We start from the raw sequence: 22,224 nt of genomic DNA, 5'->3' as shown, positions 1-22,224 counted from the left end.
AGCTAACTATCGACCGACCTGATACGGCCCGCCCTTTTCGAGGGCGCGGCTGTACGCCGGCCGTGCATGAATGCGCTCCAGGAACGCCATCGCGTTGGGATGGCCGAGCTCCAGCCCGCCGCGCGCCTGGGCTGCCTCAAGCGGAAAGCTCATCTGAATGTCGGCGGCGGTGAACTCGTTGCCGGCGAACCACTCGCTCTTGCCGAGCTCGCCTTCCCAATAGTCCATGTGCTGCTTCAGCTGCGGATTGACCAGCGCAGTAAGCGCCTGGTTCGAGACCTTGCGCACCAGCGGGCGGAGCAACGCCGGCGCGCGCTTCGGCATCAGCGTGAACAGCAGCTTGAGCAGCAGCGGCTGCATCGCCGAGCCTTCCGCATAGTGCAGCCAGTAGGTGAAGCGCAGCCGCTCCGGCGTGTTCGGCGGCGGGACCAGCCGGCCGTTGCCATAGGTGGCGATGAGATATTCGATGATCGCGCCGGATTCGGCGATGGTGTTGCCGTTGTCCGTGATAACGGGCGACTTGCCGAGTGGATGGATGGCGCGGAGCTCCTTCGGCGCGCGCATGTCCGGCTGGCGCTGATAGCGCACGATCTCGTAAGGCACGCCCAACTCTTCGAGCAGCCACAGCACGCGCTGCGAGCGGGAATTGTTGAGGTGATGAACGGTCAGCATCGCGTGGTCCCCGGGGCTAGGCATGGTTCGATCGGCCGCGCGTTCGTGCCAGCCCGGGAACGCAATGTCGAGCCATCCGGTCGAGTATTTTAACCCGGGTATATTGACCTTAGCAATTTACCCGGGTATTAAAGCTGCCATCGCGACCAATATGGCAATGATTCCAATGCAGAAGACTTTCACCGCTTTCCAAGGGCATCGCCGTCTGGTCTCCGGGCCAGCAGGAGAGGTCGCGCTGGTCATCAAGAGGATGACGGAGCGGCCGGACGAGCCCATCATCATCTTCGAGGACGCCACGGGCAGATCGATCGACTTCGATCTGCGCGGCGGAGACCGGGAGGTGCTGGCGCGGCTGGCGAAGCTTGTGCCGCCCCCGGTTGAGGACACCGCATCGCCGAGCGAGCCGCGCGGTCGCGGCCGGCCGAAGCTCGGCGTGGTCGCGCGCGAGGTGACGCTGCTGCCGCGGCACTGGGAGTGGCTCAGCGCGCAAGCAGGCGGCGCCTCGGTCGCACTACGGAAACTTGTCGAAGAGGCGCGGCGTGCCAGCGGCGACAAGGACCGCGAGCGGCAGGCGCGCGATGCGGCCTATCACTTCATGTCGACCATGGCCGGCAATCTGCCGCAGTTCGAGGAAGCATCGCGCGCGCTGTTTGCGGATGATCGGCGGCGTTTCACCGGACTGATCGCAGATTGGCCCGCCGACATCCGCGACCACATTGTCAAGCTCGCCTACAGCGACCGCGCTTAGGTGCGCGCCTTCTCACAACCCCATCGACGGCCAGGCCACGCGCATTGCGCGTGGCGACGGTTTCGCAGGCCCTGAAAGGCCAATCCATGTCCGCAGCCAAGCCGCTCTGGAAAAGTTTTCTGCGCTTCCTCGCGCCGTTGATGCTGAGCAACGCGCTGCAATCACTGTTCGGCACCGTCAGCAACGTCTATCTCGGCCAGATGATCGGGATCGACGCGCTTGCATCGGTCTCGGTGTTCTTTCCGGTGATGTTCTTCCTTTTCGCCTTCGTCATGGGGCTGAGCACCGGCGCCACGGTGCTGATCGGCCAGGCCTATGGTGCGGGCGAGCAGGGCCGGATCAAGCTCATCGTCGGCACGACGCTCGCAATCGGCCTGCTGCTCTCGATTGCAATTGCACTGATCGGCGGCATCTTCAGCCGGCAATTGATGATGATGCTCGCAACGCCCGCAGACATTCTCGACCAGGCTAGCGCCTATGCCCGCATCATGCTGCTCACCATGCCGCTCGGCTTCGTCTTCCTGCTGATGACGGCGATGATCCGCGGCGTCGGTGACGCGCTGACGCCTTTGCTGGCGCTGGCCTTGTCGACCGCGATCGGCTTGATCCTGACGCCGATGCTGATCCGCGGGTCGTTCGGATTGCCGGCGGCCGGCATCACCAGCCCGGCCTGGGCGGCAGCGATCGCCAACGCGCTGACGCTGGTCGCGCTGGCGGCCTATCTGCTGCGGAGAAAACATGCCTTGGCACCGGACGCTGCACTGCTGCGCCATCTGCGGCTCAATCGTGTGGTGCTGGGACAGATCCTCGGCATTGGACTGCCGAGCGCGATCGGCATGGTGGTGATGGCGATCGCCGAGCTGGTGCTGCTCGGCCTCGTCAACGGCTTCGGCTCGAACGCCACCGCAGCCTATGGCGCGGTCAACCAGGTGATGGGCTACACGCAGTTCACGGCGATGTCGATTTCGATAGCAGTCTCCATCCTCGGCGCCCAAGCGGTCGGCCGCGGCGACAGAGCGGGGCTCGACGGCATCGTGCGCACCGGACTTGCGTTCAACATCGTCCTGACGGGCGGACTGGTGGCGCTGATCTATCTCGCGCCGCGCGCCGTGCTCGGCATCTTCATCACTGATGACACCGTGCTCGAGCTGGCGAAGAGCTTGCTCAACATCGCACTGTGGAGCTCGGTGCCGTTCGGCCTGGCGACGGTATTTTCCGGCGCGATGCGCGCTGCCGGCGTGGCACTGACGCCAATGCTGCTCGCGGTCTTCGCCATTATGGCGATCGAGCTGCCATCCGCAGTGATCCTGAGCCGCACGATTGGCCTTCAGGGTGTGTGGGCCGCCTATCCGATCGTGTTCTGCGCCATGTTCCTTTTGCAGATGGGCTATTACCTTCTGGTGTGGCGCAAGCGGACGATCCGGCGCCTGACCTGACCAAATCATCAAGAGATTATGACCGTCATTAAACGGTAGACCCGCGGCGCGCGCTGCGCCACAATGCGAAAAAAGCGACGTCAGGGAGCATGATTTTGACCCGCACAGCCCCGCAATTCCTGTTCGATTTCGGCAGTCCGAACGCCTATCTCAGCCATCTCGCGATCCCCGCCATCGAGCAGCGCATCGGCGTCAAATTCGAATATGTGCCGATCCTGCTCGGCGGCATCTTCAAATCGACCAACAACAAGTCCCCCGCCGAGACGCTTGCCGGCATCAAGAACAAGCGCGAATTCCACGCGGTCGAGACCGAGCGCTTCGTCAAGCGCTTCCAGGTGCAGCCCTATGTCATGAATCCGTTCTTCCCCGTCAACACGCTGAACCTGATGCGCGCAGCGATCGCGGCGCAGCTCGAGGGCGTGTTCGAAGCATATGTCGAAGCCGCCTTCCATCACATGTGGGGCGAGCCGAAGAAGATGGACGATCCGGAAATCGCCGCGAAGGCGCTGGCGTCCTCCGGCCTCGACGCGCAAAAGCTGTTCGCTCGCGCCGGGGAACCGGAGGTGAAGGGCAGACTGATCAAGAACACCGAGGAAGCTGTCGCGCGGGGCGCGTTCGGCTCGCCGACCTTCTTCGTCGGCAACGAGATGTTCTTCGGCAAGGAGCAGTTGCGCGAGGTCGAGGAGATGGTGTCGGGGAAGTGATTTTCTCGAAGCAGGGAAACCGAACAATGTCCTCGACGTCATCTTGGCGAAAGCCAGGACCCATAACCACCGGATCGCGTTTGGCGATAGGCGGGGGCTCCGACTTGTCCGACAAGAGGCAGTCGGGGTAATGGGTCCTGGCTTTCGCCAAGACGACGAAAAAGAACCAACAACAAGGACAATCCCATGCGTATCCTCGTGGTCGGCGCTGGCGCCATCGGCGGCTATTTTGGTGGCAGGCTGTTGCAGGCCGGCCGCGACGTCACCTTCCTGGTCCGGCCGCGGCGCGCCAGCGAGCTCGCGAGCGCCGGCCTCGTCATCAAAAGCCCGAACGGCGACGTGACCTTGAAAAATCCGCCGACCATTCAGGCCGACGCGCTCAAGGACAAGTTCGACGTCGTGCTGCTGAGCTGCAAGGCCTTCGACCTCGACGACGCCATCAAGTCGTTCGCGGCAGCAGTCGGGCCCAATACGGCGATCATCCCGATGCTCAACGGCATGAAGCATCTCGATATCCTCGACGACAAGTTCGGCAAGGAGCGCGTGCTCGGTGGCCTCTGCGCCATCGCCGCGACGCTCAACGAGAAGCGCGAGGTGGTGCAGCTCCAGCCGATGCAGTCGATCAATTACGGCGAGCGCGACGGCGAGCTGTCGGATCGCGTCAAGGCGATCGACGAGGCCTTCAAGAGCGGCATCGCTGGGGCCACCGCCAGCCAGAACATCATGCAAGACATGTGGGAAAAGTGGGTGTTCCTGTCCTCGCTGGCCGCGTCCACCAGCCTGATGCGCACCTCCGTCGGCAATATTCTCGCCGCTCCCGGCGGCAGGGATTTCCTGCTCGGCATGCTGGACGAGACCAGCGCGATCGCCACCGCGTCGGGCTACACGCCGGGCGGGCCGTTCTTCGAGCGCGTGAAGGGCAACCTCACCACCGAGGGTTCACCGATGACGGCCTCGATGTTCCGCGACGTCAAGGCGGGCCTGCCGGTCGAGGCCGATCACGTCATCGGCGACCTCATCGCTCGCGCCGATGCCGCCAAGGTGCCGGTGCCGAAGCTGCGCATCGCCTACACGCATTTGAAAGCGTATGAGAAGCAGCGGGTGGGGTAGCCGCAGCTTCCGCTATTTGAAATACGCGAGATAGTGCGAGACGGCGGTGATTTCCTCATCGCTCATGTGATAGGCGACATCGGCCATCGCAGCGCCACCGCCGCCGACGCGCTGGCTGCTCTTGTAGTCGTGCAGCGCCTTGACCAGGTATTCCTCGCGCTGGCCCGCCAGCCGCGCGACGGCCTTGGTGCCGGCAAAGCTATCCGTATGACATGAGGCGCAGCGGCGGCCGGCGGCAACTTGGGCGCCCTTTTTCGACAGGTCCGGATCCTTGTCCTCCGCCGCTGTGGGCGGCGTCAGCGCGGCGAAATAGGCGCCGAGATTGCGGACGTCCTCGTTGGTGATTTCCTCGGCGATGGGTTGCATCTGGTCGTTCTTGCGCGAGCCGGCGCGGAAAAACACGAGCTGCCATTGCAGAAATTGATCGGGCTGGCCCGCGAGCGAAGGAATGTTCTCGGTCTGCGAGATGCCGTTCTCGCCGTGACAGCCGGCGCAGACGGCGGCCTTCTCCTTGATCGCGGCATTGTCGGCGGCGCTCGTGGGGAGAGAACCGAGCGCGAGGAGCGCGACCGCGCTGATTGCGTGCGAGATGAACTGCCGGCGCATGATTGGAATTCCGATCTATCGAACGCGTCATTCCGGGGCGAAGAAGCGCGAGCTATGATGCGCAATGACGCATCTGAGAATTCGATAACCCGCGTTCGTGGCCAAGGGTTCCGGACTTGCGCGCAAGCGGTGCGCGATCGGAAACGACAGCGTGCGAAATTGAAATGAGAAAGGCTGCGGCGCCCTCTCGGCACCGCAGCCTCGCGTCGTCTTACGCTACTTCTTGCTGTAGCTGATGCGGTAGATCGCGCCGGCCCAGTCGTCGGCGACCAGGATCGAGCCGTCCTTGGCGAGAATGATGTCGTCGGGACGGCCGAGATAGCCTTGGTCGCCCTCGATCCAGCCGGAGGCGAACACCTCCTGCTTGGCGTTCTTGCCGTCGGGACCGACGATCACGCGCATGATGCGGCCGCCCTGGTACTTGTGACGATTCCAGGAGCCGTGCTCGGCGATCAAGATGTTGTTCTTGTACTCGGCCGGGAATTGGTCGCCGGTATAGAACTTCATGCCCAGCGGAGCGACGTGAGCGCCGAGGTTCAGCACGGGCGGCGTGAACTCGGAGCATTTGTGGCCCATCGCGAACTTGGTATCCGGCAGATCACCCTGGTGACAGTAGGGATAACCGAAGTGCTCGCCGATCTTGCTGATCATGTTCAGCTTGTCTGAGGGCAGATCGTCGCTGATCCAGTCGCGGGCATTCTCGGTGAACCAGAACTTGCCGGTGCGCGGATCGACGTCGCCCCCGACCGAGTTGCGAACGCCGAGCGCATAGATTTCCGCATTGCCGGTCTTGGGATCGACCCGGCGGATCTGCGACACGCTGGTCGGGGGAATGCCGATGTTGAAGGGCGGTCCGAACGGAATGTAGAACCAGCCTTCCTTGTCGACCGCGATGTATTTCCAGCCATGCGCGGCATAGGACGGCATGTCGTCATAGACGACCTTGCCCTCGCCGGGATTGTCGAGCTTGTTTTCGATGTCGTCGTAGCGGATCAGCTTGTCGACCGCGATGACGTAGAGGGCACCGTCCTTGACGGCCAGACCCGTGGGCATGTTCAGGCCCTTGAGGATCGTCTTGACGTCTTTCTTTCCGTTGTTGTCCTTAATCGCATAGACGTTGCCGAGGCCGAATGAGCCGACGAACAGCGTGCCCTTGTCACCCCAGGCCATCTGCCGCGCGGCCAGCACGCCGGAGGCGTAGACCTCCATCTTGAAGCCCGGCGGCAGCTTGACCTTCTTGACGATATTGGCGAGCTCGGCGTCGGACGCGCCGGTGGGCGGACCCGACGGCGGCGCCAGGCCCTTCTGCGCCTCGGTCTCGTCGCCGAGAAACCAGTCGTCCGGCGGATGGGTCCAGAACTCCTTGGTGCCGGATTCGTATTTCTTCAGCGGCTTGTTCTTGTCCTGCTGCTGCGCGTGACCGACGCTTGTCCCCGCGAGAAGGGCAACCGCTGCAAGCGCCAGGACGGATTGAAAGACGGATCGATGGAATTTCATCGCGTCACTCCCCTAAGGCAGCCATCAGGGCTGCACATTTATTTTAATTTGCTATCGAGAGGCGAAGTTCGGACTCTGTCGAGAGGACAGACGCAGAAGGTTAGCACATCTGCGAGCGGTGAGAAGCGCGCCGCGTGCGCTGCGATAGCGCTCAGTAAAAATTGAGACGGAAAGGCAATGATCGCGAATGCCGCGACGACAACGCTCTCGCTGCAGCGCAGAATCGAGATCATGCGCGGCTAATTTGCAGGCAGCAGGAGGTCTGGAACAAAAAAACGCGAAAACAACCCCATGCAAAGTAGAACGGCTCCGGCCATCTTGCTGCCGGTGACTCCGGGTAGACATCTGACGAATCGAGCGAATTAGCAAAGGTGGCGGCTACGGGGCGACGGGGTAAGGACCATCGTCGAAAATCGTCTCATGATAGCCTTTCGACCCGACATCGCGCGCCAGCGTGCTGCGAAAATCGCGGTCATCGCGAAGGCATTTCAGGACATGCGCAAAGTCGAATTCGGGCCGCCAGCCGAGTTCGTGCCGCGCGCGCTCGTTGACATAGACGCGGTCAATCGCGGGGAACAGCCGCCAGTCTCGCGCCGCATAGAGCTCCGCACAATCCGGACAGAGCTCGTGCACCACACCGGCCGCGTCACGCGCCAGTGCGGCGAGATGGCGCTGCTCGAACGGGCTCGTGGCCGACAGGATGTAGCGGGCAAACCCGATGTCCGGCGCGCGCTCGGCGGCGAGCAGATGGGCGCTCACCGCGTCCGCGATATCCAGCCGGCGATAGAGCAGCTCGTTGGCCTGCGCATTCTCCGGCGCGTAAGCCGACCGCATCGCCGGATCGTCATCGTCTTCCAGGAAGAAGCGCGAGGTCCTCAAGACCACGACAGGCAGGCCGCGCTCGCGACAGAACAGCTCGCAGAGATTTTCGGCCATCAGCTTGGTCGTGCCGTAGATGTTCTTCGGAATCGGCGGCAGGTCCTCGGTGACCCACACCGCGGCTTGGCCCGCCTCGGGGCGAAGCTGCGAGCCAAACGCGCTGGTGGTACTGGTGAAGACAAAACTGCGCACGCCGGCGGCCACGGCCGCTTCAAGCAGGTTGAGCGTGCCGGTGACGTTGGTGTCGACAAAGTCTTGCTTGCTGTGGGTCGCCACATGCGGCTTGTGCAGGGTCGCGGTGTGGATCACCGCGGTGACGCCGTCCATCTGGGCCCGGACGAAGTCGGAATCGACGATCGAGCCCACGGCATCGGTGAAGGGCGATGGCTTCAGGTCGATCCCACGCACAGACGAATCGCGCCCGCGGAGCGTGCGGAGAAGACCCTCGCCGAGATGGCCCGCGCTGCCTGTGACCAGAATTGTCATTCGAGACCCAAACGGCCGCCAGAGGCGTGGAAAACCACGTGCCCATCCGGCTCACTGGATGCTTTGGGAGAAAATTGGAGCGGGCGAAGGGGCTCGAACCCTCGACCCCGACCTTGGCAAGGTCGTGCTCTACCACTGAGCTACACCCGCATCCTGTGTCGGTCGCATGACTGCGCCGGCAACGGCTGTCGTATGCCAAAAGCGGGAGGGGAATGCAACAGCTACCGGCGGCATAGATGCGCAATCGGAGGCCCGATATGGACCCGAACGCGGCCAAATGCCCCAAAAAAGGCTCCGGAACCGGCGAATCGGCCCACACGGATTGAAATTCGGCCGTCCCGGCCCAATTTAGGGCCAACAGCGAAGCATATGAATTGGCGACGTGCTAAAGACCCGCCAATTCCAGACATCAGACGAGGGGATCCCGTGACGATCATCGACCAGGGTAACGGAGCAGCGGGCCCGGCTGCCGCCGATCTGATCAAGGACACGACTACCCAGACCTTCGTGAAGGACGTCATCGAGGAATCGAAGCGCCAGCCGGTGCTGATCGACTTCTGGGCGGAGTGGTGTGGCCCCTGCAAGCAGCTCACGCCCTTGCTGGAAAAAGCGGTCAAGGCCGCCAAGGGCAAGGTCAAGCTGGTCAAGATGAACATCGACCAGCACCCGGCGATCCCGGGCCAGATGGGCATCCAGTCGATTCCGGCGGTGATCGCCTTCGTCAACGGCCAGCCGGCCGACGGCTTCATGGGTGCGGTCCCGGAGAGCCAGCTCAACGCCTTCATCGAGAAGCTGACCAAGGGCGTGACCGCGCCGGGTGAGCCGAATATCGCGGAGATCCTCCAGGAAGCCGAGGCCGTGCTCGCAGAGGGCGATGCCGCCGCGGCCGCCCAGATCTACGCGGAGGTGTTGCAGCTCGAATCGACCAACATTGCGGCCCTCGCCGGGCTCGCGAAATGCTACGCCGTCTCCGGCGCGATGGAGCAGGCCAAGCAGACGCTCGCCATGGTCCCGGAATCCAAGCGCAACGACCCGGCTGTGAAAGCCGTGCAGACCGCGATCGATCTGGCCGAGCAGGCGGAACAGCTCGGGCCCGTCGCCGAGCTGGAACAGAAAGTCGCCGCAAACCCGCTCGATCATCAGGCCCGATTCGACCTCGCGATCGCGCTCAACGCGCAAGGCAACCGGGCAGCGGCCACCGAGCAGCTGCTCGCGATCGTCAAGCGCGACCGCAAATGGAACGACGACGGCGCCCGCAAGCAGCTGGTACAGTTCTTCGAGGCCTGGGGCGGCACGGACGATGCAACCGTCGAGGGACGCAAGCGCTTGTCGATCATCCTGTTTTCCTGACGCGCGCTGGCAAGGCCAGGGGACCCGGCAGATGCCGATCAACATCGAATATCGCGGGCCGGCCGACCTTCCGGAGATCCTTCCGGTGTTTCCGCTGCCGGGCGCGCTGCTGCTGCCGCGCGGGCAGATGCCGCTCAACATCTTCGAGCCGCGCTACCTCGCGATGATCGACGATGCCTTTCGCGACGGCCATCGCTTGATCGGCATGATCCAGCCCGACATCGCGCATTCGCCCAAGAATTCCGACAAGCCGGCGCTGTTCCGTGTCGGCTGTGTCGGCCGCATCACCCAGCTCGCGGAATCCGGCGACGGCCGCTACATCCTCGAGCTCACCGGTGTCTCGCGCTTCAAGGTCGTCGAGGAGCTTGAGGTTCTCACCGCCTACCGGCAGTGCAAGGTGGATTTCTTTGCCTTCGTCGACGACTTCACGCCGCGCATGGGCGAGGAGGAGGTCGATCGCGAAGCACTGCTGACGGTGCTGGCGGACTTTCTGAAGGCCAACAACCTCAAGGTTGACTGGGAGGGCGTCGAGACCGCTCCCAACGAAGCACTCGTCAACGCGCTGGCGATGATGTCGCCCTATGGCGTGGCCGAGAAGCAGGCGATGCTGGAAGCGCCCGACCTGAAGACCCGCGCCGAAATTTTGATCGCGGTGACCGAGATGGACCTCGCGAAGAAGCGCACCAGCGGCGATCCGCCGCTGCAGTGAGGGTAGGAATGCTCATGCAGCGTGGTAGGCCGCTTCGGCACCTCGCCGCAGCATGCTGGTGATGCTGGATGCAGGCATCGGCCGGCTGAAATAGTAGCCTTGTGTTTCGACGCAGCCTTCCTCACGGAGGATGTCCAGCTGCTCTTTCGTTTCGACGCCTTCGGCGGTCGTTATCTTGCCGAGGCTGACAGCAAAACGAACCACTGCCCGCGCAAGATGGTGCGCCTCTGCGCTCGGGCTGGATAGTTCGCTGACGAAACTGCGGTCGATCTTGATTTTGTCGAACGGGAATCTCTGCAGAAAGCTCAGAGACGAATAGCCGGTGCCGAAATCGTCCAGGGCAACTCGCACGCCAAGCTCGCGCAATTGTCCGAGCACCGCGAAAGCAGCCTCGCTATCGTGCATGATCACCGTCTCGGTGACCTCGAGCTCGAGCCTGTGTGGCGCCACTCCCGAACTCGCCAGCGCGCCGACAATGACAGCAACGAGTTCCTTGCTCCTGAATTGAGCGGGAGATAGGTTGATAGCGATCCTGACATGCGCAGGCCAATTGGCGGCTTCCGCACAGGCGGTCCGCAAGACCCATTCTCCCAGCGGCACGATAAGGCCTGTCTCCTCCGCAAGCGGGATGAATTCGCTCGGCGTGACCAGTCCTCGCTGTGGGTGATGCCAGCGGAGCAGGGCCTCGAAGCCGCGGGTCTCGCCGGTAGCGGCGCTGACGAACGGCTGATAGTGGAGCTCGAACTGACGATCGGCAAGGGCATCCCGCATATCGTGCTCCAGGTTGCGTCGCGCGTGCATGAGCTCGTCGAGTTCCGGCTCGAAGAAGCGGTATGCGCCACGTCCGCCACTTTTGGCGGAGTAGAGGGCGAGATCCGCGCTCTTCATGATCACGTCGGAATCGCTGCCATCGCGCGGCGCGATGGCGATTCCGATGCTGGTGCCGACCGTGACCCGGTGATCGCCGAGATCGAAGGGCTCGCAAAGCGCCCTTCCGATGCTCTCGGCCAGGCCGGCAGCCTCCACGGCTGGATTGGTGACGTAATCGATCACTGCGAACTCGTCGCCGCCCAGTCGAGCGATCAACGCGGTTTCGGTGGTGCATTCGCGCAGGCGCGCGGCGACGGCGCGGAGCAGGGAATCCCCCGCCGGATGTCCAAGCGTGTCGTTGACTTCCTTGAAGCGGTCGAGGTCGAGCATGAGCACGGCCAAGTCGACGCCACCGTTGCGAGTAACTGCGATGGCATGCTCCATCCGCTCCCTGAGCAGCACGCGGTTGGGCAGATCGGTCAACGCGTCATGTTGCGCCATATGAGTGATTTTGGCCTCAGACCGGCGCTGCTCGGTCACATCGAGATGTGTGGCAACCCATCCGCCACCGGCCATTGGCTGCCGCGTCACGCAGATCAACCGACCGTCGGCAAACTCGTCGATCCTGCTTGAGACCGCATCGAACGGCAGCGCGGCCAGCTTCGAGATGAATTGCTCGGCAGCCCCCTCGCTGAGATCGCCCTTGAGGATTCCGTTCACGATGCGATGCCTGATGATGTCGGTGTGCGACGTCCCCGTCCGCAGCAGTTCCGGCGGCAGCCGATAGAGTCGGGCGTAGCGCTCGTTGCAGACGACAAGCCGCTTCTTGGCGTCAAACATGCAAAGGCCCTCAACCATGTGGTTGATCGCGGTGTCCAGCCTGAGCGTCTGATCCTGCAACTCTCTCTGCGAGCCTTCGAGCTGCTGCCGGGCGATCGAAAGCTGGCTGATGATCTCCTCGAATTTGCTGGTTCTACTTGCCAGGCGGCGGTCGGCGAGTACGCCGATCAGGCTCATCCCAAGTACAGATAGTGCCACGCCGGCGATGGCGAGAGCGAGGAAAGTCGGCGAAAGCGACAGACTGTCGGTTGAACGCGTCGGATCTGGAACGATCTGCACGGCACCCATCGCCGTGAAGTGATGCGAGACGATAGCAAGGGTCAGCAGGACTGCCGCCAACAGTGCGCCCCAGGAGTTCTTGTACCTGACTGCAACAACGAGGGCGGCACAGCCGAGGCACATGCCCAGAATGACCGAGGCAAACACCAGATCCAGCGACCAGGTGACGCGGCCCGGCACTTCAAGTGCCCACATTCCGAGATAGTGCATGCTGGCGATGCCGCCGCCAATGACGACACCGCCTGCCGCGGCGCGCCACCGGCCGGAATAGCCGGCCGCAATGCCGAAGCCGCCCGACGTCAACAGCATTGCCGTAGCAAGCGAAAGCGCCGTCAGTACGATGCCGTAACCGGTCGTAACGCCGGGTTCGTAGGCGAGCATCGCGACGAAATGCGTTGCCCAGATCCCATATCCGATGGCAGCGCCGGCAATCCCGATCCAGATCAACCGCGTTCTTGCGGGCGCCACGATCGCACGATGAAAGATACTGACCGCGACGCTACTCGCGAGCAAGCAGACCAGACCGGCGAGCAGGACAAGCCGCCAATCGTGCTCGACGGCAAGGCAAGCGAAAACCCGAAACATCCCAGCCGCTCCATCGTGGATATTGCCGATAGTGTCCGTGCTAATCCGCCTTCGCGTTAATTTTGTGCAACGCCTGATTGCATGCTTATTGGTTGCTTAACGTGGTCAGTGCAATTTGAAATCTGGCGGGCGCCCGCGCAGGACAATGCGCGCCACCGGTCGTAGAGCCAACCGAGAGCACTCTGGAACCGGCAGCGAGGCCTGGAGCGGAGGAAGGCGACACCGATTGGCGGGGGAGGAGACGCGCCGAACCGAAGCTTCGGTTCTGACACAATCAGAACCAATAGTGCTCTAGAGGTGATGACGGATGCGCTTACGTCCAGTGATCATCGCGCTGATCAGATTCTCGCGCTGAAGACGCCCCATCATCAGCACGCCCAAGACGTGCAGCACGATCAGGACGATGACCGCGTCGGATGAATAATGGTGAGTGTCCTCGACCCACCAGACACCGAAAAAGGTCACGGTCACCGACATCGCGCCCGTGATCGTCGAGACCGCCAGCGAGACCAGCAGCGCCACCAGCATCAACGTGCCGGCTGGATTGAGACCGATATAGCGGCCGGTGATGCCGCGGCGCAGATTCCAGAGATAACCCGGCGCGGCCCGAAGCCTGACGCCGACCATGCGAAAGCGCGAATAGCGGCTTCCCCAAAAACCCCAGACCAGACGGAACGCAAGAAGGCCGAGTACGGCATAACCGACGATGCGGTGAAGTCGGTCATAGACGGTCGGCGTGAACCACGCGGCCAGAACGCAAGCCGCGAGCGCCCAGTGCCAGAGCCGCAGCGGGAGGTCCCAGACCGCGACTGTCCGCGCGGCGGTTCGATCCGCGGGGGTCCGGTCGGACCCCCCGCGAGCGTGCGGCACCGTTTCTTCGATCAAGCGAGGACCACCCTCAGGCGTAGCATTGCGCAGACACTTCGCGCGGTCTACTTCGCAATCGTGTGCTTCAGGCTGAGATCTTCTGGGCTGTAGAACAGCTCGTAAAGCTTGCCTTCCTTGACGCCGTAGACCTCGTAGCACGAGCCTTCGATCTTGGAGCGCCGCACCTCGTAGCCGAGCGCCTTGGCCTTGGCTTCGGCGTCGCTCGCCGGCTTCCACGACGCCTTGTCGAGCTTGGTGCAGTCCTTGAAACCATCGGCCAAGGCTGCCGATCCCATGCCAATCCCGATCGTCAATGCAACGGCAACAACACGAATAACCTTCACGAACGTCTCCTCTTCTGTCGTGGGCGCTGCGCCGGCAGGCGAAGCGGGACCGAAGGAAGCAAAGCACATGATGAAGTCAATGCGGTTCGCGGCCAGTTCGCTTTAGAGTTATTCTAACGATCCGAAAAAGTTCAGCGCTCTCCGTATGCAGCGCGCATTTGAGACGACACTGCGGCCTTACGTCTCACGGTTTGACAGCAGGCTGATCCCGACGCGCAAGCTCAGTAGCCAGCAACCGCCATGACGACGACGGCGGTGAGCGCCATCCATCCAAAATGCCGGCCGCTTGTGGCCCATGCGTTGGCGAGAGCGGAGAAGCCGAACACACCGGCCATGGTGACGACGATCCAGTGACGCGCTGGCTCCGATTGCATCCAGGGCGCCGCGATCAGGAGCACACCGCCGCCGATCCAGGCGACGGTCGAGGCCTGCCAGACCAGGCGGATCAGGGTGCGGAGCCGCTCCGGCTCGATGCGGGCGCGGGCAAAGACCTTGGTCTCGCCGAGAATGCCATGAATGAGGGCCACGGCAATGGTCAAGACCCCGGCGCACTGGAGCAAGAGATCACGCATCGTCAAAGCTCCCTGCAAATATGGTCCATACAGTTATGTATGGTGGGATAGGCGCTGGCCTGCCGGCTGTCAATACACTAGTGTATGTTTGCATCCGGAACCCGACATGGCCGAACAGCTGACCGCCGACGACTGGATCAAACAGGGACTGAAGGCGCTCGCGCGAGACGGCTTCACCGCGCTGAAGGCCGATCCGCTGGCAAAAGCCATGGGGGTCTCGCGCGGCAGCTTCTATTGGCATTTCGCCGATCTCGGCGCATTCCATGCTGCTCTCTTGAAGCGCTGGCGCGAGATCGCGGCCGAGCAGATCATCGCCGATGTCGAGGCGGACAGCGACGAGCCGCTGAAAGCGCTGCTGCGCAGGACTTTTGGCGCGCGGCTCGACCTCGAGCGCGCGGTGCGGAACTGGGCGGCCTTCGATGCGGCGGCACAAACGGCGGTGCGTGCCATCGACCGGCGCAGGCTCGACTATATCGAGGAGCTGCTGAGGAAGCGCGGGTTCGAGGCGGCGACAGCGCGAGCCCGCGCGCAAATCCTGTACTGGACGTTTCTCGGCTTCGCCCTGTCGGGCCCGCCAGCGCCGGCCGCGCGGCTTGAGGGCCTGCTCGACGAGATTCTGCGGATGGTTGCCGCTTGAGGCGACGCGATGGGCTGCTACGATTTTTTATGCTAGAGGCAACCGACCGTCGGAGACCCCCATGAACGCGCCCACCGAACGCCCCGAAGCCAGCGTCGATCCCAAATTGCTGGAGATTCTGGTCTGCCCGCTGACCAAGGGTCCGCTGGAGTTCGATGCTGCAAAGCAGGAGCTGATTTCGCGCAGCGCCAAGCTCGCCTATCCGATCCGCGATGGCATCCCGATCATGCTGCCGGAAGAGGCCCGCAAGATCGATTGAGGGACTTGTGGCCCGATGAGAGACTTGTAGCCCGGATGGAGCGCAGCGAAATCCGGGGTTCCTCGTATGACGCAGCGGCCCCGGAATACGCTGCGCTCCATCCGGGCTACCGAAAATCCTACAGCGCCTCGCCCTTCAACAGCCGCGGTATCTCACCGGTCAAACCCGCGGCTTGGCGGATAAAAAGATTCTTCAGCGGCGGGGCGCGATCGACGAGGCCGAGGCCGATGTCGCGGACGGTGCGCAGCAAGGTGGACTGGTTGGAGAACAGGAAGTTCAGCGAGTTGGTGGCAACGCCCATGGCCATGGTGTCGAAGCGGCGCCAGCGCTGATAACGTTCGAGCACGTCGACGCCGCCGATATCCATGCCGAGCCGCGCGGCATCGACCACGACCTCGGCCAGCGCGGCGACGTCCTTCAGCCCCATGTTGAGACCCTGGCCCGCGATTGGGTGGATGACGTGGGCGGAATCGCCGACCAGCGCGAGGCGCTGGGCAATGAAGGAGCGTGCGACGAAATAGGACAGCGGAAACGCGCGCGGCTTGTCGAGCGCCTTCACCTCGCCGAGATGCAGGCCGAAGCGCTGCTCGAGCTCGCCGTGAAATTCCCCATCGCTCAACGCAACGATACGCGCGGCTTCGCTGCGGCCCTCGGTCCATACCAGCGAGGAGCGCTTGCCCGAAAGCGGCAGGATAGCAAACGGACCCGCCGGCAGAAAATGCTCTTCGGCGCGGCCTTCGTGATCGCGCTCATGGCCGACAGTGACGACGATGCCGGATTGATCATATTCCCAGCCGTGGGTGGCGATGCCGGCGCGCTCGCGCAGTTTCGACTTCGCACCGTCGGCCGCAACCAGGAGGCTCGCTGCAATCACGCTGCCATCACCGAGCGTCACGTCGATACCTTCGGCCCGCGCGTCGTAAGACGACACTGTGGTCGCGCGGAGATCGATGCCCTCGGCCTCGGCGCGCACCACCAGCGCATCAATGAGGCGGCGGTTCTCGACCATATGCGCGAAGGGCTCACCCGGCGCGACGTCGCCGGCAAAGTTGAGGAACGCCGGACGGGTGGCGTCTTCCAGCTTGGAATCGGTGACAATCATGTCGAGGATCGGCTGCGCCTCGCCCCTGACGTCGTCCCAGGCGCCGATCGCCTCGAACAGGCGGCGGCAGGCGGCCACGATCGCGGTCGCGCGCGGGTCCCGGCTCGGACGTGTGGAGAGCGCGGGGTCGGCGACGATGACGGGGATCTCGGGGCCGAGCCCCTGGCGCAGCGCCAGGGCCAGCGCCAGGCCCGCAAACGCGCCGCCACCGATGACAATGCTACCCTGTACCGACATACCCAATTCCCGGCTAAATCCTGGCCTTGCTAGCAGACTTGAGGTGGGCGAAACAGTGCGGTGAAACAAGGGCGGATAGCCCCCATTGTGTCGATCCGGAGCAGCGAACCCCGGGGCGGCAAGGCGAAAGCTGAAATCCATGTCCAAGAGCCTGATCGACCTCATCTCGATCCTCGACCTCGAACAACTCGAGGTGAATCTGTTCCGCGGCAACAGTCCGAAGACCAGCTGGCAGCGGGTGTTCGGCGGCCAGGTGATCGGACAGGCGATGGTTGCAGCGTGCCGCACCGTCGAGGGCAGGCTGCCGCATTCGCTGCATTGCTATTTCATCCTGCCGGGCGATCCGCAGATCCCGATCATCTATCAGGTCGAGCGCCTGCGCGACGGCAAGAGCTACTCGACGCGACGCGTCACCGCGATCCAGCATGGCAACGCGATCTTCTCGATCATGGTGTCGTTCCACGCGGAGGAAGAGAGCGCGTTCGATCATCAGGACAAGATGCCCGACGTGCCGCCGCCGGAAAAGCTGACGGCGGAGGAAGTCGCGAAGCAGCCGATGTTCAAGGAGATGCCGGAGTTCATCCGCCGCTATTATGAATCCGACCGTCCGATCGAGCTGCGCCCGGTCGAGCTCGGCCGTTATTTCGGTGAGAGGATCGAGGACGGCCGCATCCATGTCTGGATCAAGACCGCGGCAACGCTGCCGGACGATCCGGCGCTGCACATGTGCGCGCTGGCCTATGCGTCGGACTTCTCGCTGCTCGATGCGATTATGGCGCGCTACGGCCGCACCCTGTTCGACAAGCGCATGATGCCCGCGAGCCTCGACCACGCGATGTGGTTTCACCGCCCGTTCCGCGCCGACGAATGGCTGCTCTACGCACAGGATTCGCCGAGCGCGCGAAGCGGCCGCGGCTTGACCCGCGGCTCGATCTTCAAGCCTGACGGCACGCTGGTGGCCTCCGTCGCGCAGGAAGGCTCGGTGCGCGAACGGAGAGCCTAAGAGGCACAAGCACGATCGATCGCGCTTGTGCCTTTCGAGGTCAGGCCCGGAGCGATCCCCGCGGAGCCAGAACCGTCTCCGACGCGAACCAGTTCATGATCCAGCGATAGACCCACGGGATCGGGATGATGAAGCCGCACAGGAATGCGGCCACGATGCCCCGCCAGAGAATCCCGAGACCGCTGCCGTTGAACACGATCTCGCGCCGCGTGCCTTCGATGCTGCGGCAGAACCAGCGCATCTGAGCCGCGGCGACCCAGGCCCAGCCGATGATGGTGATGATGGAAATCGCGAACAGCAGGCTCCAGCCGACATAGGCCCAAACCGTGCCGGTGAAGCTCAGGCCGAGCGGCTGCCCATTGGAGGCGAGATTCGCGACCATCCATTTGATCAGGAGCCAGTACAGAACGAGCTGGGCGATGAACAGCAAATTGCTCAGCAAGGGAACGCCGATGTAGCCGATCACGACCGCCAGAACGATGAAGCCGAAATACCAGGGCACCAGCGCCATCGCATTGCCGGTGAAGCTGAGATTGGGCCGCCCGGGGACCTTCACGCAGGACACGATCCATTTCGTGTACCAGACGAACACCCACGGCACCGGGATGATGAAGCACATGCCGATCAGCATCACGATGCTGCGCCAGGTGAACTCGAGGATGCCGAAATCGACCGCCAGCGATCCTCCGGCGCCACCGCCGCCGTAGCCCCCGGAGCCCATCATCGGCGGGCCGCCAGCCGGCATCATCGGGGGCGCACCGCCCCCGCCGATCAGGCCGGGGATTTCGGCCGCCTTCTGCCAGCCGGCCATGCCGTCCGACCACACCAGCGTATCCGGACGCACGACTCCCTGGTCGACGAGGTCACGGAATTGCCCTTCCGGATAGGGCCCCTGCTGCTTGCCCTCGGATGCGTAGAACCAACTCGCCATGAAGCGTCCCCCTCGAACATAGTTTTGTACCGGCCGCGACGCTTGGGTTCATCGCATCCATGCCAAAAACGCATTGTGGAGGATGAACGGCTGCCCTGTACAGAGGCGGCCGTTCACATGGCCCAACGATTTTCCGCTTCAATCTGCAAGTTTTTTATGCCATTTGCCCGGAAAGATGCCAGATTGACGCTGCGCCGGGGACATACGGCGCGGCGCATCCCGGGGGAATAGGCCTGACCATGAAACTCGTCGTCGCGATCATCAAACCCTTCAAGCTCGATGAGGTCCGTCAGGCCCTGACGGCGATCGGCGTCCACGGCATGACCGTGACCGAAGTGAAGGGCTATGGCCGCCAAAAGGGCCACACCGAGATCTATCGCGGCGCCGAATATGTCGTGAATTTCCTGCCGAAGCTGCGGATCGAGATCGCGGTTGCCTCCGATATCGCCGAGAAGGCCGTCGCGGTCATCACCGCGACCGCGCGCACCGGCCAGATCGGCGACGGCAAGATCTTCGTCACGCCGATCGATCACGCGACCCGCATTCGCACCGGCGAGACCGACAGCGACGCGCTCTAGATTTTTGCTTTGACGCGTTTTCTTTTCGCGAACCGGTAACCGCTTCGCTCGACAACGCTCTTCTTCGATCGCACCGGGCAACGGCGCCACGGCGTGCGACACAATCAATAGCTGGGGGAAACGACATGGCGGGATTGTTGCGCCGCGCGGCTGCTATCGCCGCGCCGATCGGGCTTGGGTCGATCATGGCTTCGCCGGCGCGTGCCGCGGGCTCCGAGATCAACACTGCCGACACCGCCTGGATGATCGTCGCCACCGCGCTGGTGCTGATGATGACGATCCCGGGGCTCGCGCTGTTCTATTCCGGCATGGTGCGCAAGAAGAACGTCCTCGCCACCATGGCGCAGAGCCTCGCCGCAGTGACGATCATCTCCATTCTCTGGGTCGCGTTCGGCTATTCGTTGTGCTTCGTCGGCGACGGCCCGTGGATCGGCACGCTCGACCGCTGGTTTCTCTCCGGTATGACCATGGACAGCGTCAACCCGGCGGCGAAGACGATCCCGGAAGCGCTGTTCATGCTGTACCAGATGACGTTTGCGATCATCACGGTGGCGCTGGTCGCGGGCGCGGTGGCCGACCGGATGCGGTTCTCCGCTTATCTCCTCTTTTCCGTGGCCTGGTTCATCTTCGTCTACATTCCACTCGCGCATTGGGTGTGGGGCGGCGGCTTCCTCGCCGGAATGGGCGTGCTGGATTTCGCCGGCGGCCTCGTGGTGCATCTGTCGGCCGGCACCGCCGGCCTCGTCGCGGCGAAGGTGATGGGACGCCGTCATGGCTACGGCACGGAAAATCTCTCGCCATTCGATCTGTCGCTCGCGGTGATGGGCACCGGCCTGTTGTGGGTCGGCTGGTTCGGCTTCAACGGCGGCTCGGCGGGCGCAGCCAATTCTCGCGCGGTGATGGCGATCATCGCGACCCATCTCGCAGCCTGCTCCGGCGCGCTGACCTGGGGCGCGATCGAATGGTCGACGCGGCGCAAGCCGTCCGTGCTCGGCATGATCTCCGGCGCGGTGGCCGGCCTCGGCACCATCACGCCGGCCTCGGGATTCGTGGCGCCCTGGCACGGCATCGTCATCGGCGTGATCGCAGGCCTCGTCTGCTACTGGGCCTGCACCTGGCTGAAGCACCGCTTCGACTATGACGATTCGCTCGACGTGTTCGGCGTCCACGGCATCGGCGGGATGACCGGGACCCTGCTGGCCGGCGTGTTCGCAACGAGCGCGATCGGCGGCACCGCCGGCCTGCTCGAAGGCCATCCGCAGCAGCTTCTTATCCAGCTCTACGGGGTCGCCGTCACCTTCGTCTGGTCGGCAGGCATGAGCTTCGTCCTGCTCAAGCTGGTCGGTCTGTTCGTGCCGTTGCGGGTCTCCCGCGAGCACGAACTCGAGGGGCTGGATATTTCGCAGCACGGCGAGGCGCTGCAGTAATTGGGCTTGCGCAACACATAAGCGTATGCTTATGTGTCGCCATGATCGAAGCCGACATCTTCAAAGCGCTGGCCGACCCGACCCGCCGCAAGGTCTTTGAGAAGCTTGCCGGCGGAAGCCTGAATGCCAGCGCCTTGCGCGACGGATTGGAGATCAGCCAACCGGCGATGTCGCAGCATCTCGCGGTGCTGCGCGGCGCGGGCCTGGTGCGCGAACAGCGGCAGGGCCGCTTTGTGAATTACGAAGTCGATCCCGAAGGAATCTCCGCGATCGGGGCCTGGCTTGCGCGCTACCGCGCCTATTGGCCGAAACGCATGGATGCCCTCGCCGATCTCTTGAAGGAGATGGATCAATGAGCGACGCCGTGAAGCCTGATCCCTCCGACGCAGACTTGGCGCTCAAAACAGACCTGGTGCTCGAATATGAATTCGATGCGCCGCCGGCCAAGGTCTGGCGCGCGGTGACCATTCCGGCTTTGCGCGAGCGCTGGTTGCCGGATTGCGATCTTGCGGGCGCCGAGCCGGAATCAGCGATCCCGGGCCAGGAGGTGCGCTACCGGCTGCGCGATTCCGAACCGCCGTTTCGCGAAAGCCATGTCATCTTCCGGATCGAGCCGAACGAGGATGGCGGCACCCGCTTTCGCATCATCCAGCAAGCCTGCGAGATCCGTATGAAGCTGCCGCAGCCGGCCAACAGCAATGGCTGCCTGATGCGCGCGGCCGCCTGACACCAACACCACTTCATCACCCGCAGAAAATGGAGGTCGCCGATGCGCGACATGCTTCAGCTCGTCCCTATGGTCGTCGAACAATCCGCCCGCGGCGAGCGATCCTTCGACATCTATTCGCGCCTGTTGCGCGAGCGCATCATCTTCCTCAATGGCGAGGTCAATGATGCGATGTCCGGACTGGTCTGCGCGCAGCTCCTGTTTCTGGAGGCGGAGAATCCGAACAAGCCGATCAATCTCTACATCAATTCCTATGGCGGCGTGGTCACCAGCGGCCTTGCGATGTACGACACCATGCAATTCATCAAGGCGCCGGTGCATACGCTGTGCATGGGCACCGCGCGCTCGATGGGCTCGTTTCTGCTGATGGCCGGCGAGCCCGGTCACCGCGCCGCCCTGCCCAATGCGAGCCTTCACGTGCATCAGCCGCTCGGCGGCTTTCAGGGCCAGGCGTCCGACATCCTGATCCACGCCACCGAAATGCAGGAAACCAAGCGGCGCATCATCCGGCTCTATGCCCAGCATTGCGGGCGCCCCGAACCGGACGTGGAACGGACCTTGGACCGCGACCATTTCATGACCGCGCAGCAGGCGGTCGACTGGGGCCTGATCGACCGGGTCTTCGCGGAACGCAGCGCCGCCTGACGGTCCCTGCCGGGGACCCGTCCGGCAAGCCTCGCCCGCTCAAGCAGGTTGGCCGGTTGCGCGCATTCCGTGAGCACAAGTGCGACGGGCCCGATATTTCGCGGCACGACAAGCCCTGCAATAGGCGCGCGCCTTACGGAAATACCTTTCTGCTGCCCTACGTGTGAGCACCAATGTGTCGACA

The 22,224-nt window shown here is 63.4% G+C and carries 24 protein-coding genes and 1 tRNA gene; 14 read left to right on the top strand and 11 right to left on the bottom strand.

Annotated features, from left to right (window positions below; all coding sequences use genetic code 11):
- Nucleotides 1-6: 6 nt before the first annotated feature.
- Complete coding sequence (locus tag IVA93_RS00220) at nucleotides 7-672, bottom strand: glutathione S-transferase family protein (RefSeq protein ID WP_018459684.1); 666 nt, start codon at nucleotides 670-672, stop codon at nucleotides 7-9.
- 151 nt (nucleotides 673-823) lie between these two features.
- On the opposite strand from IVA93_RS00220, the gene IVA93_RS00215 reads away from it, so the two are divergent.
- From IVA93_RS00215 to panE, 4 genes are all read left to right on the top strand, one after another.
- Nucleotides 824-1,420 carry a DUF2239 family protein gene (locus IVA93_RS00215; RefSeq protein ID WP_018459683.1) on the top strand — a complete coding sequence of 199 codons (597 nt, stop codon included), beginning with the start codon at nucleotides 824-826 and terminating at the stop codon, nucleotides 1,418-1,420.
- Nucleotides 1,421-1,506: 86 nt separating this feature from the next.
- Nucleotides 1,507-2,856, top strand: coding sequence for an MATE family efflux transporter (locus IVA93_RS00210; RefSeq protein ID WP_026233859.1), 1,350 nt, complete (start codon nucleotides 1,507-1,509; stop codon nucleotides 2,854-2,856).
- A gap of 89 nt (nucleotides 2,857-2,945) precedes the next feature.
- Complete coding sequence (locus IVA93_RS00205; RefSeq protein ID WP_018459681.1) at nucleotides 2,946-3,560, top strand: 2-hydroxychromene-2-carboxylate isomerase; 615 nt, start codon at nucleotides 2,946-2,948, stop codon at nucleotides 3,558-3,560.
- Nucleotides 3,561-3,746: 186 nt separating this feature from the next.
- The gene (gene panE, locus IVA93_RS00200) at nucleotides 3,747-4,670 is read left to right on the top strand and encodes a 2-dehydropantoate 2-reductase (RefSeq protein ID WP_018459680.1); all 924 of its coding nucleotides are present in this window, start codon (nucleotides 3,747-3,749) and stop codon (nucleotides 4,668-4,670) included.
- Nucleotides 4,671-4,682: 12 nt separating this feature from the next.
- Here the strand turns inward: panE and IVA93_RS00195 are convergent, their stop codons facing one another.
- The 4 genes from IVA93_RS00195 to IVA93_RS00180 form a co-directional block, all read right to left on the bottom strand.
- Nucleotides 4,683-5,276: a c-type cytochrome gene (locus IVA93_RS00195; protein WP_018459679.1), complete on the bottom strand. Its 594-nt coding sequence runs from the start codon at nucleotides 5,274-5,276 to the stop codon at nucleotides 4,683-4,685.
- A 216-nt stretch (nucleotides 5,277-5,492) separates the two neighbouring features.
- Nucleotides 5,493-6,773, bottom strand: coding sequence for a PQQ-dependent sugar dehydrogenase (locus IVA93_RS00190; RefSeq protein WP_247541460.1), 1,281 nt, complete (start codon nucleotides 6,771-6,773; stop codon nucleotides 5,493-5,495).
- A 378-nt stretch (nucleotides 6,774-7,151) separates the two neighbouring features.
- A complete protein-coding gene (locus IVA93_RS00185) occupies nucleotides 7,152-8,138 on the bottom strand; it encodes an NAD-dependent epimerase/dehydratase family protein (protein WP_018459677.1) in 987 nt (328 codons plus the stop codon).
- A gap of 75 nt (nucleotides 8,139-8,213) precedes the next feature.
- A tRNA-Gly gene (locus tag IVA93_RS00180) sits at nucleotides 8,214-8,288 on the bottom strand.
- Between the two features lie 276 nt (nucleotides 8,289-8,564).
- On the opposite strand from IVA93_RS00180, the gene trxA reads away from it, so the two are divergent.
- Nucleotides 8,565-9,488 (top strand): thioredoxin, encoded by a 924-nt coding sequence (gene trxA / locus IVA93_RS00175; protein WP_007598659.1) that lies wholly within the window; start codon nucleotides 8,565-8,567, stop codon nucleotides 9,486-9,488.
- Between the two features lie 31 nt (nucleotides 9,489-9,519).
- The gene (locus IVA93_RS00170) at nucleotides 9,520-10,197 is read left to right on the top strand and encodes an LON peptidase substrate-binding domain-containing protein (protein WP_018459676.1); all 678 of its coding nucleotides are present in this window, start codon (nucleotides 9,520-9,522) and stop codon (nucleotides 10,195-10,197) included.
- 12 nt (nucleotides 10,198-10,209) lie between these two features.
- Here IVA93_RS00170 and IVA93_RS00165 read toward each other — a convergent pair whose 3' ends face one another.
- The 4 genes from IVA93_RS00165 to IVA93_RS00150 all read right to left on the bottom strand — a co-directional run bounded on the left by IVA93_RS00165 (nucleotide 10,210) and on the right by IVA93_RS00150 (nucleotide 14,494).
- Entirely contained in the window at nucleotides 10,210-12,711 is a 2,502-nt protein-coding gene (locus tag IVA93_RS00165; RefSeq protein ID WP_018459675.1) for an EAL domain-containing protein, read from the bottom strand.
- A 291-nt stretch (nucleotides 12,712-13,002) separates the two neighbouring features.
- Nucleotides 13,003-13,596 (bottom strand): cytochrome b/b6 domain-containing protein, encoded by a 594-nt coding sequence (locus tag IVA93_RS00160; protein ID WP_018459674.1) that lies wholly within the window; start codon nucleotides 13,594-13,596, stop codon nucleotides 13,003-13,005.
- Between the two features lie 47 nt (nucleotides 13,597-13,643).
- Nucleotides 13,644-13,922, bottom strand: a complete 279-nt coding sequence (locus tag IVA93_RS00155) for a PepSY domain-containing protein (protein WP_007598654.1) — start codon at nucleotides 13,920-13,922, stop codon at nucleotides 13,644-13,646.
- 221 nt (nucleotides 13,923-14,143) lie between these two features.
- Complete coding sequence (locus IVA93_RS00150; protein WP_018459672.1) at nucleotides 14,144-14,494, bottom strand: hypothetical protein; 351 nt, start codon at nucleotides 14,492-14,494, stop codon at nucleotides 14,144-14,146.
- Between the two features lie 106 nt (nucleotides 14,495-14,600).
- Here IVA93_RS00150 and IVA93_RS00145 point away from each other — a divergent pair, with 106 nt between their 5' ends.
- Entirely contained in the window at nucleotides 14,601-15,131 is a 531-nt protein-coding gene (locus tag IVA93_RS00145; protein WP_018459671.1) for a TetR/AcrR family transcriptional regulator, read from the top strand.
- A 61-nt stretch (nucleotides 15,132-15,192) separates the two neighbouring features.
- The gene (locus IVA93_RS00140) at nucleotides 15,193-15,390 is read left to right on the top strand and encodes a Trm112 family protein (protein WP_018459670.1); all 198 of its coding nucleotides are present in this window, start codon (nucleotides 15,193-15,195) and stop codon (nucleotides 15,388-15,390) included.
- A gap of 118 nt (nucleotides 15,391-15,508) precedes the next feature.
- Here IVA93_RS00140 and IVA93_RS00135 read toward each other — a convergent pair whose 3' ends face one another.
- Nucleotides 15,509-16,729 carry a ubiquinone biosynthesis hydroxylase gene (locus IVA93_RS00135; protein ID WP_247789604.1) on the bottom strand — a complete coding sequence of 407 codons (1,221 nt, stop codon included), beginning with the start codon at nucleotides 16,727-16,729 and terminating at the stop codon, nucleotides 15,509-15,511.
- 139 nt (nucleotides 16,730-16,868) lie between these two features.
- Between IVA93_RS00135 and tesB the strand changes: the two genes are divergently transcribed.
- Nucleotides 16,869-17,732: an acyl-CoA thioesterase II gene (gene tesB, locus IVA93_RS00130; RefSeq protein ID WP_018459668.1), complete on the top strand. Its 864-nt coding sequence runs from the start codon at nucleotides 16,869-16,871 to the stop codon at nucleotides 17,730-17,732.
- 40 nt (nucleotides 17,733-17,772) lie between these two features.
- On the opposite strand, the gene IVA93_RS00125 is transcribed toward tesB, so the two are convergent.
- A complete protein-coding gene (locus IVA93_RS00125) occupies nucleotides 17,773-18,663 on the bottom strand; it encodes a DUF4339 domain-containing protein (protein ID WP_247789602.1) in 891 nt (296 codons plus the stop codon).
- Nucleotides 18,664-18,902: 239 nt separating this feature from the next.
- On the opposite strand from IVA93_RS00125, the gene IVA93_RS00120 reads away from it, so the two are divergent.
- The 5 genes from IVA93_RS00120 to IVA93_RS00100 all read left to right on the top strand — a co-directional run bounded on the left by IVA93_RS00120 (nucleotide 18,903) and on the right by IVA93_RS00100 (nucleotide 22,040).
- Nucleotides 18,903-19,241: a P-II family nitrogen regulator gene (locus tag IVA93_RS00120; protein WP_007598647.1), complete on the top strand. Its 339-nt coding sequence runs from the start codon at nucleotides 18,903-18,905 to the stop codon at nucleotides 19,239-19,241.
- 125 nt (nucleotides 19,242-19,366) lie between these two features.
- Nucleotides 19,367-20,668: an ammonium transporter gene (locus IVA93_RS00115; RefSeq protein WP_018459666.1), complete on the top strand. Its 1,302-nt coding sequence runs from the start codon at nucleotides 19,367-19,369 to the stop codon at nucleotides 20,666-20,668.
- A 41-nt stretch (nucleotides 20,669-20,709) separates the two neighbouring features.
- Nucleotides 20,710-21,024, top strand: a complete 315-nt coding sequence (locus tag IVA93_RS00110) for an ArsR/SmtB family transcription factor (RefSeq protein ID WP_018459665.1) — start codon at nucleotides 20,710-20,712, stop codon at nucleotides 21,022-21,024.
- On the top strand, nucleotides 21,021-21,395 hold the full coding sequence (locus tag IVA93_RS00105; RefSeq protein WP_018459664.1) for an SRPBCC family protein: 375 nt from the start codon (nucleotides 21,021-21,023) through the stop codon (nucleotides 21,393-21,395). The genes IVA93_RS00110 and IVA93_RS00105 overlap by 4 nt, the downstream gene beginning before the upstream one ends.
- 42 nt (nucleotides 21,396-21,437) lie before the next feature.
- The gene (locus IVA93_RS00100; protein WP_018459663.1) at nucleotides 21,438-22,040 is read left to right on the top strand and encodes an ATP-dependent Clp protease proteolytic subunit; all 603 of its coding nucleotides are present in this window, start codon (nucleotides 21,438-21,440) and stop codon (nucleotides 22,038-22,040) included.
- The last annotated feature ends 184 nt before the right edge of the window (nucleotides 22,041-22,224 follow it).

The organism is Bradyrhizobium sp. 155 (assembly GCF_023101105.1).
Lineage (GTDB): Bacteria > Pseudomonadota > Alphaproteobacteria > Rhizobiales > Xanthobacteraceae > Bradyrhizobium > Bradyrhizobium canariense_D.
Note: the sequence above shows the minus strand (reverse complement) of the source record. Positions and strands in the feature narration are given on the sequence as shown.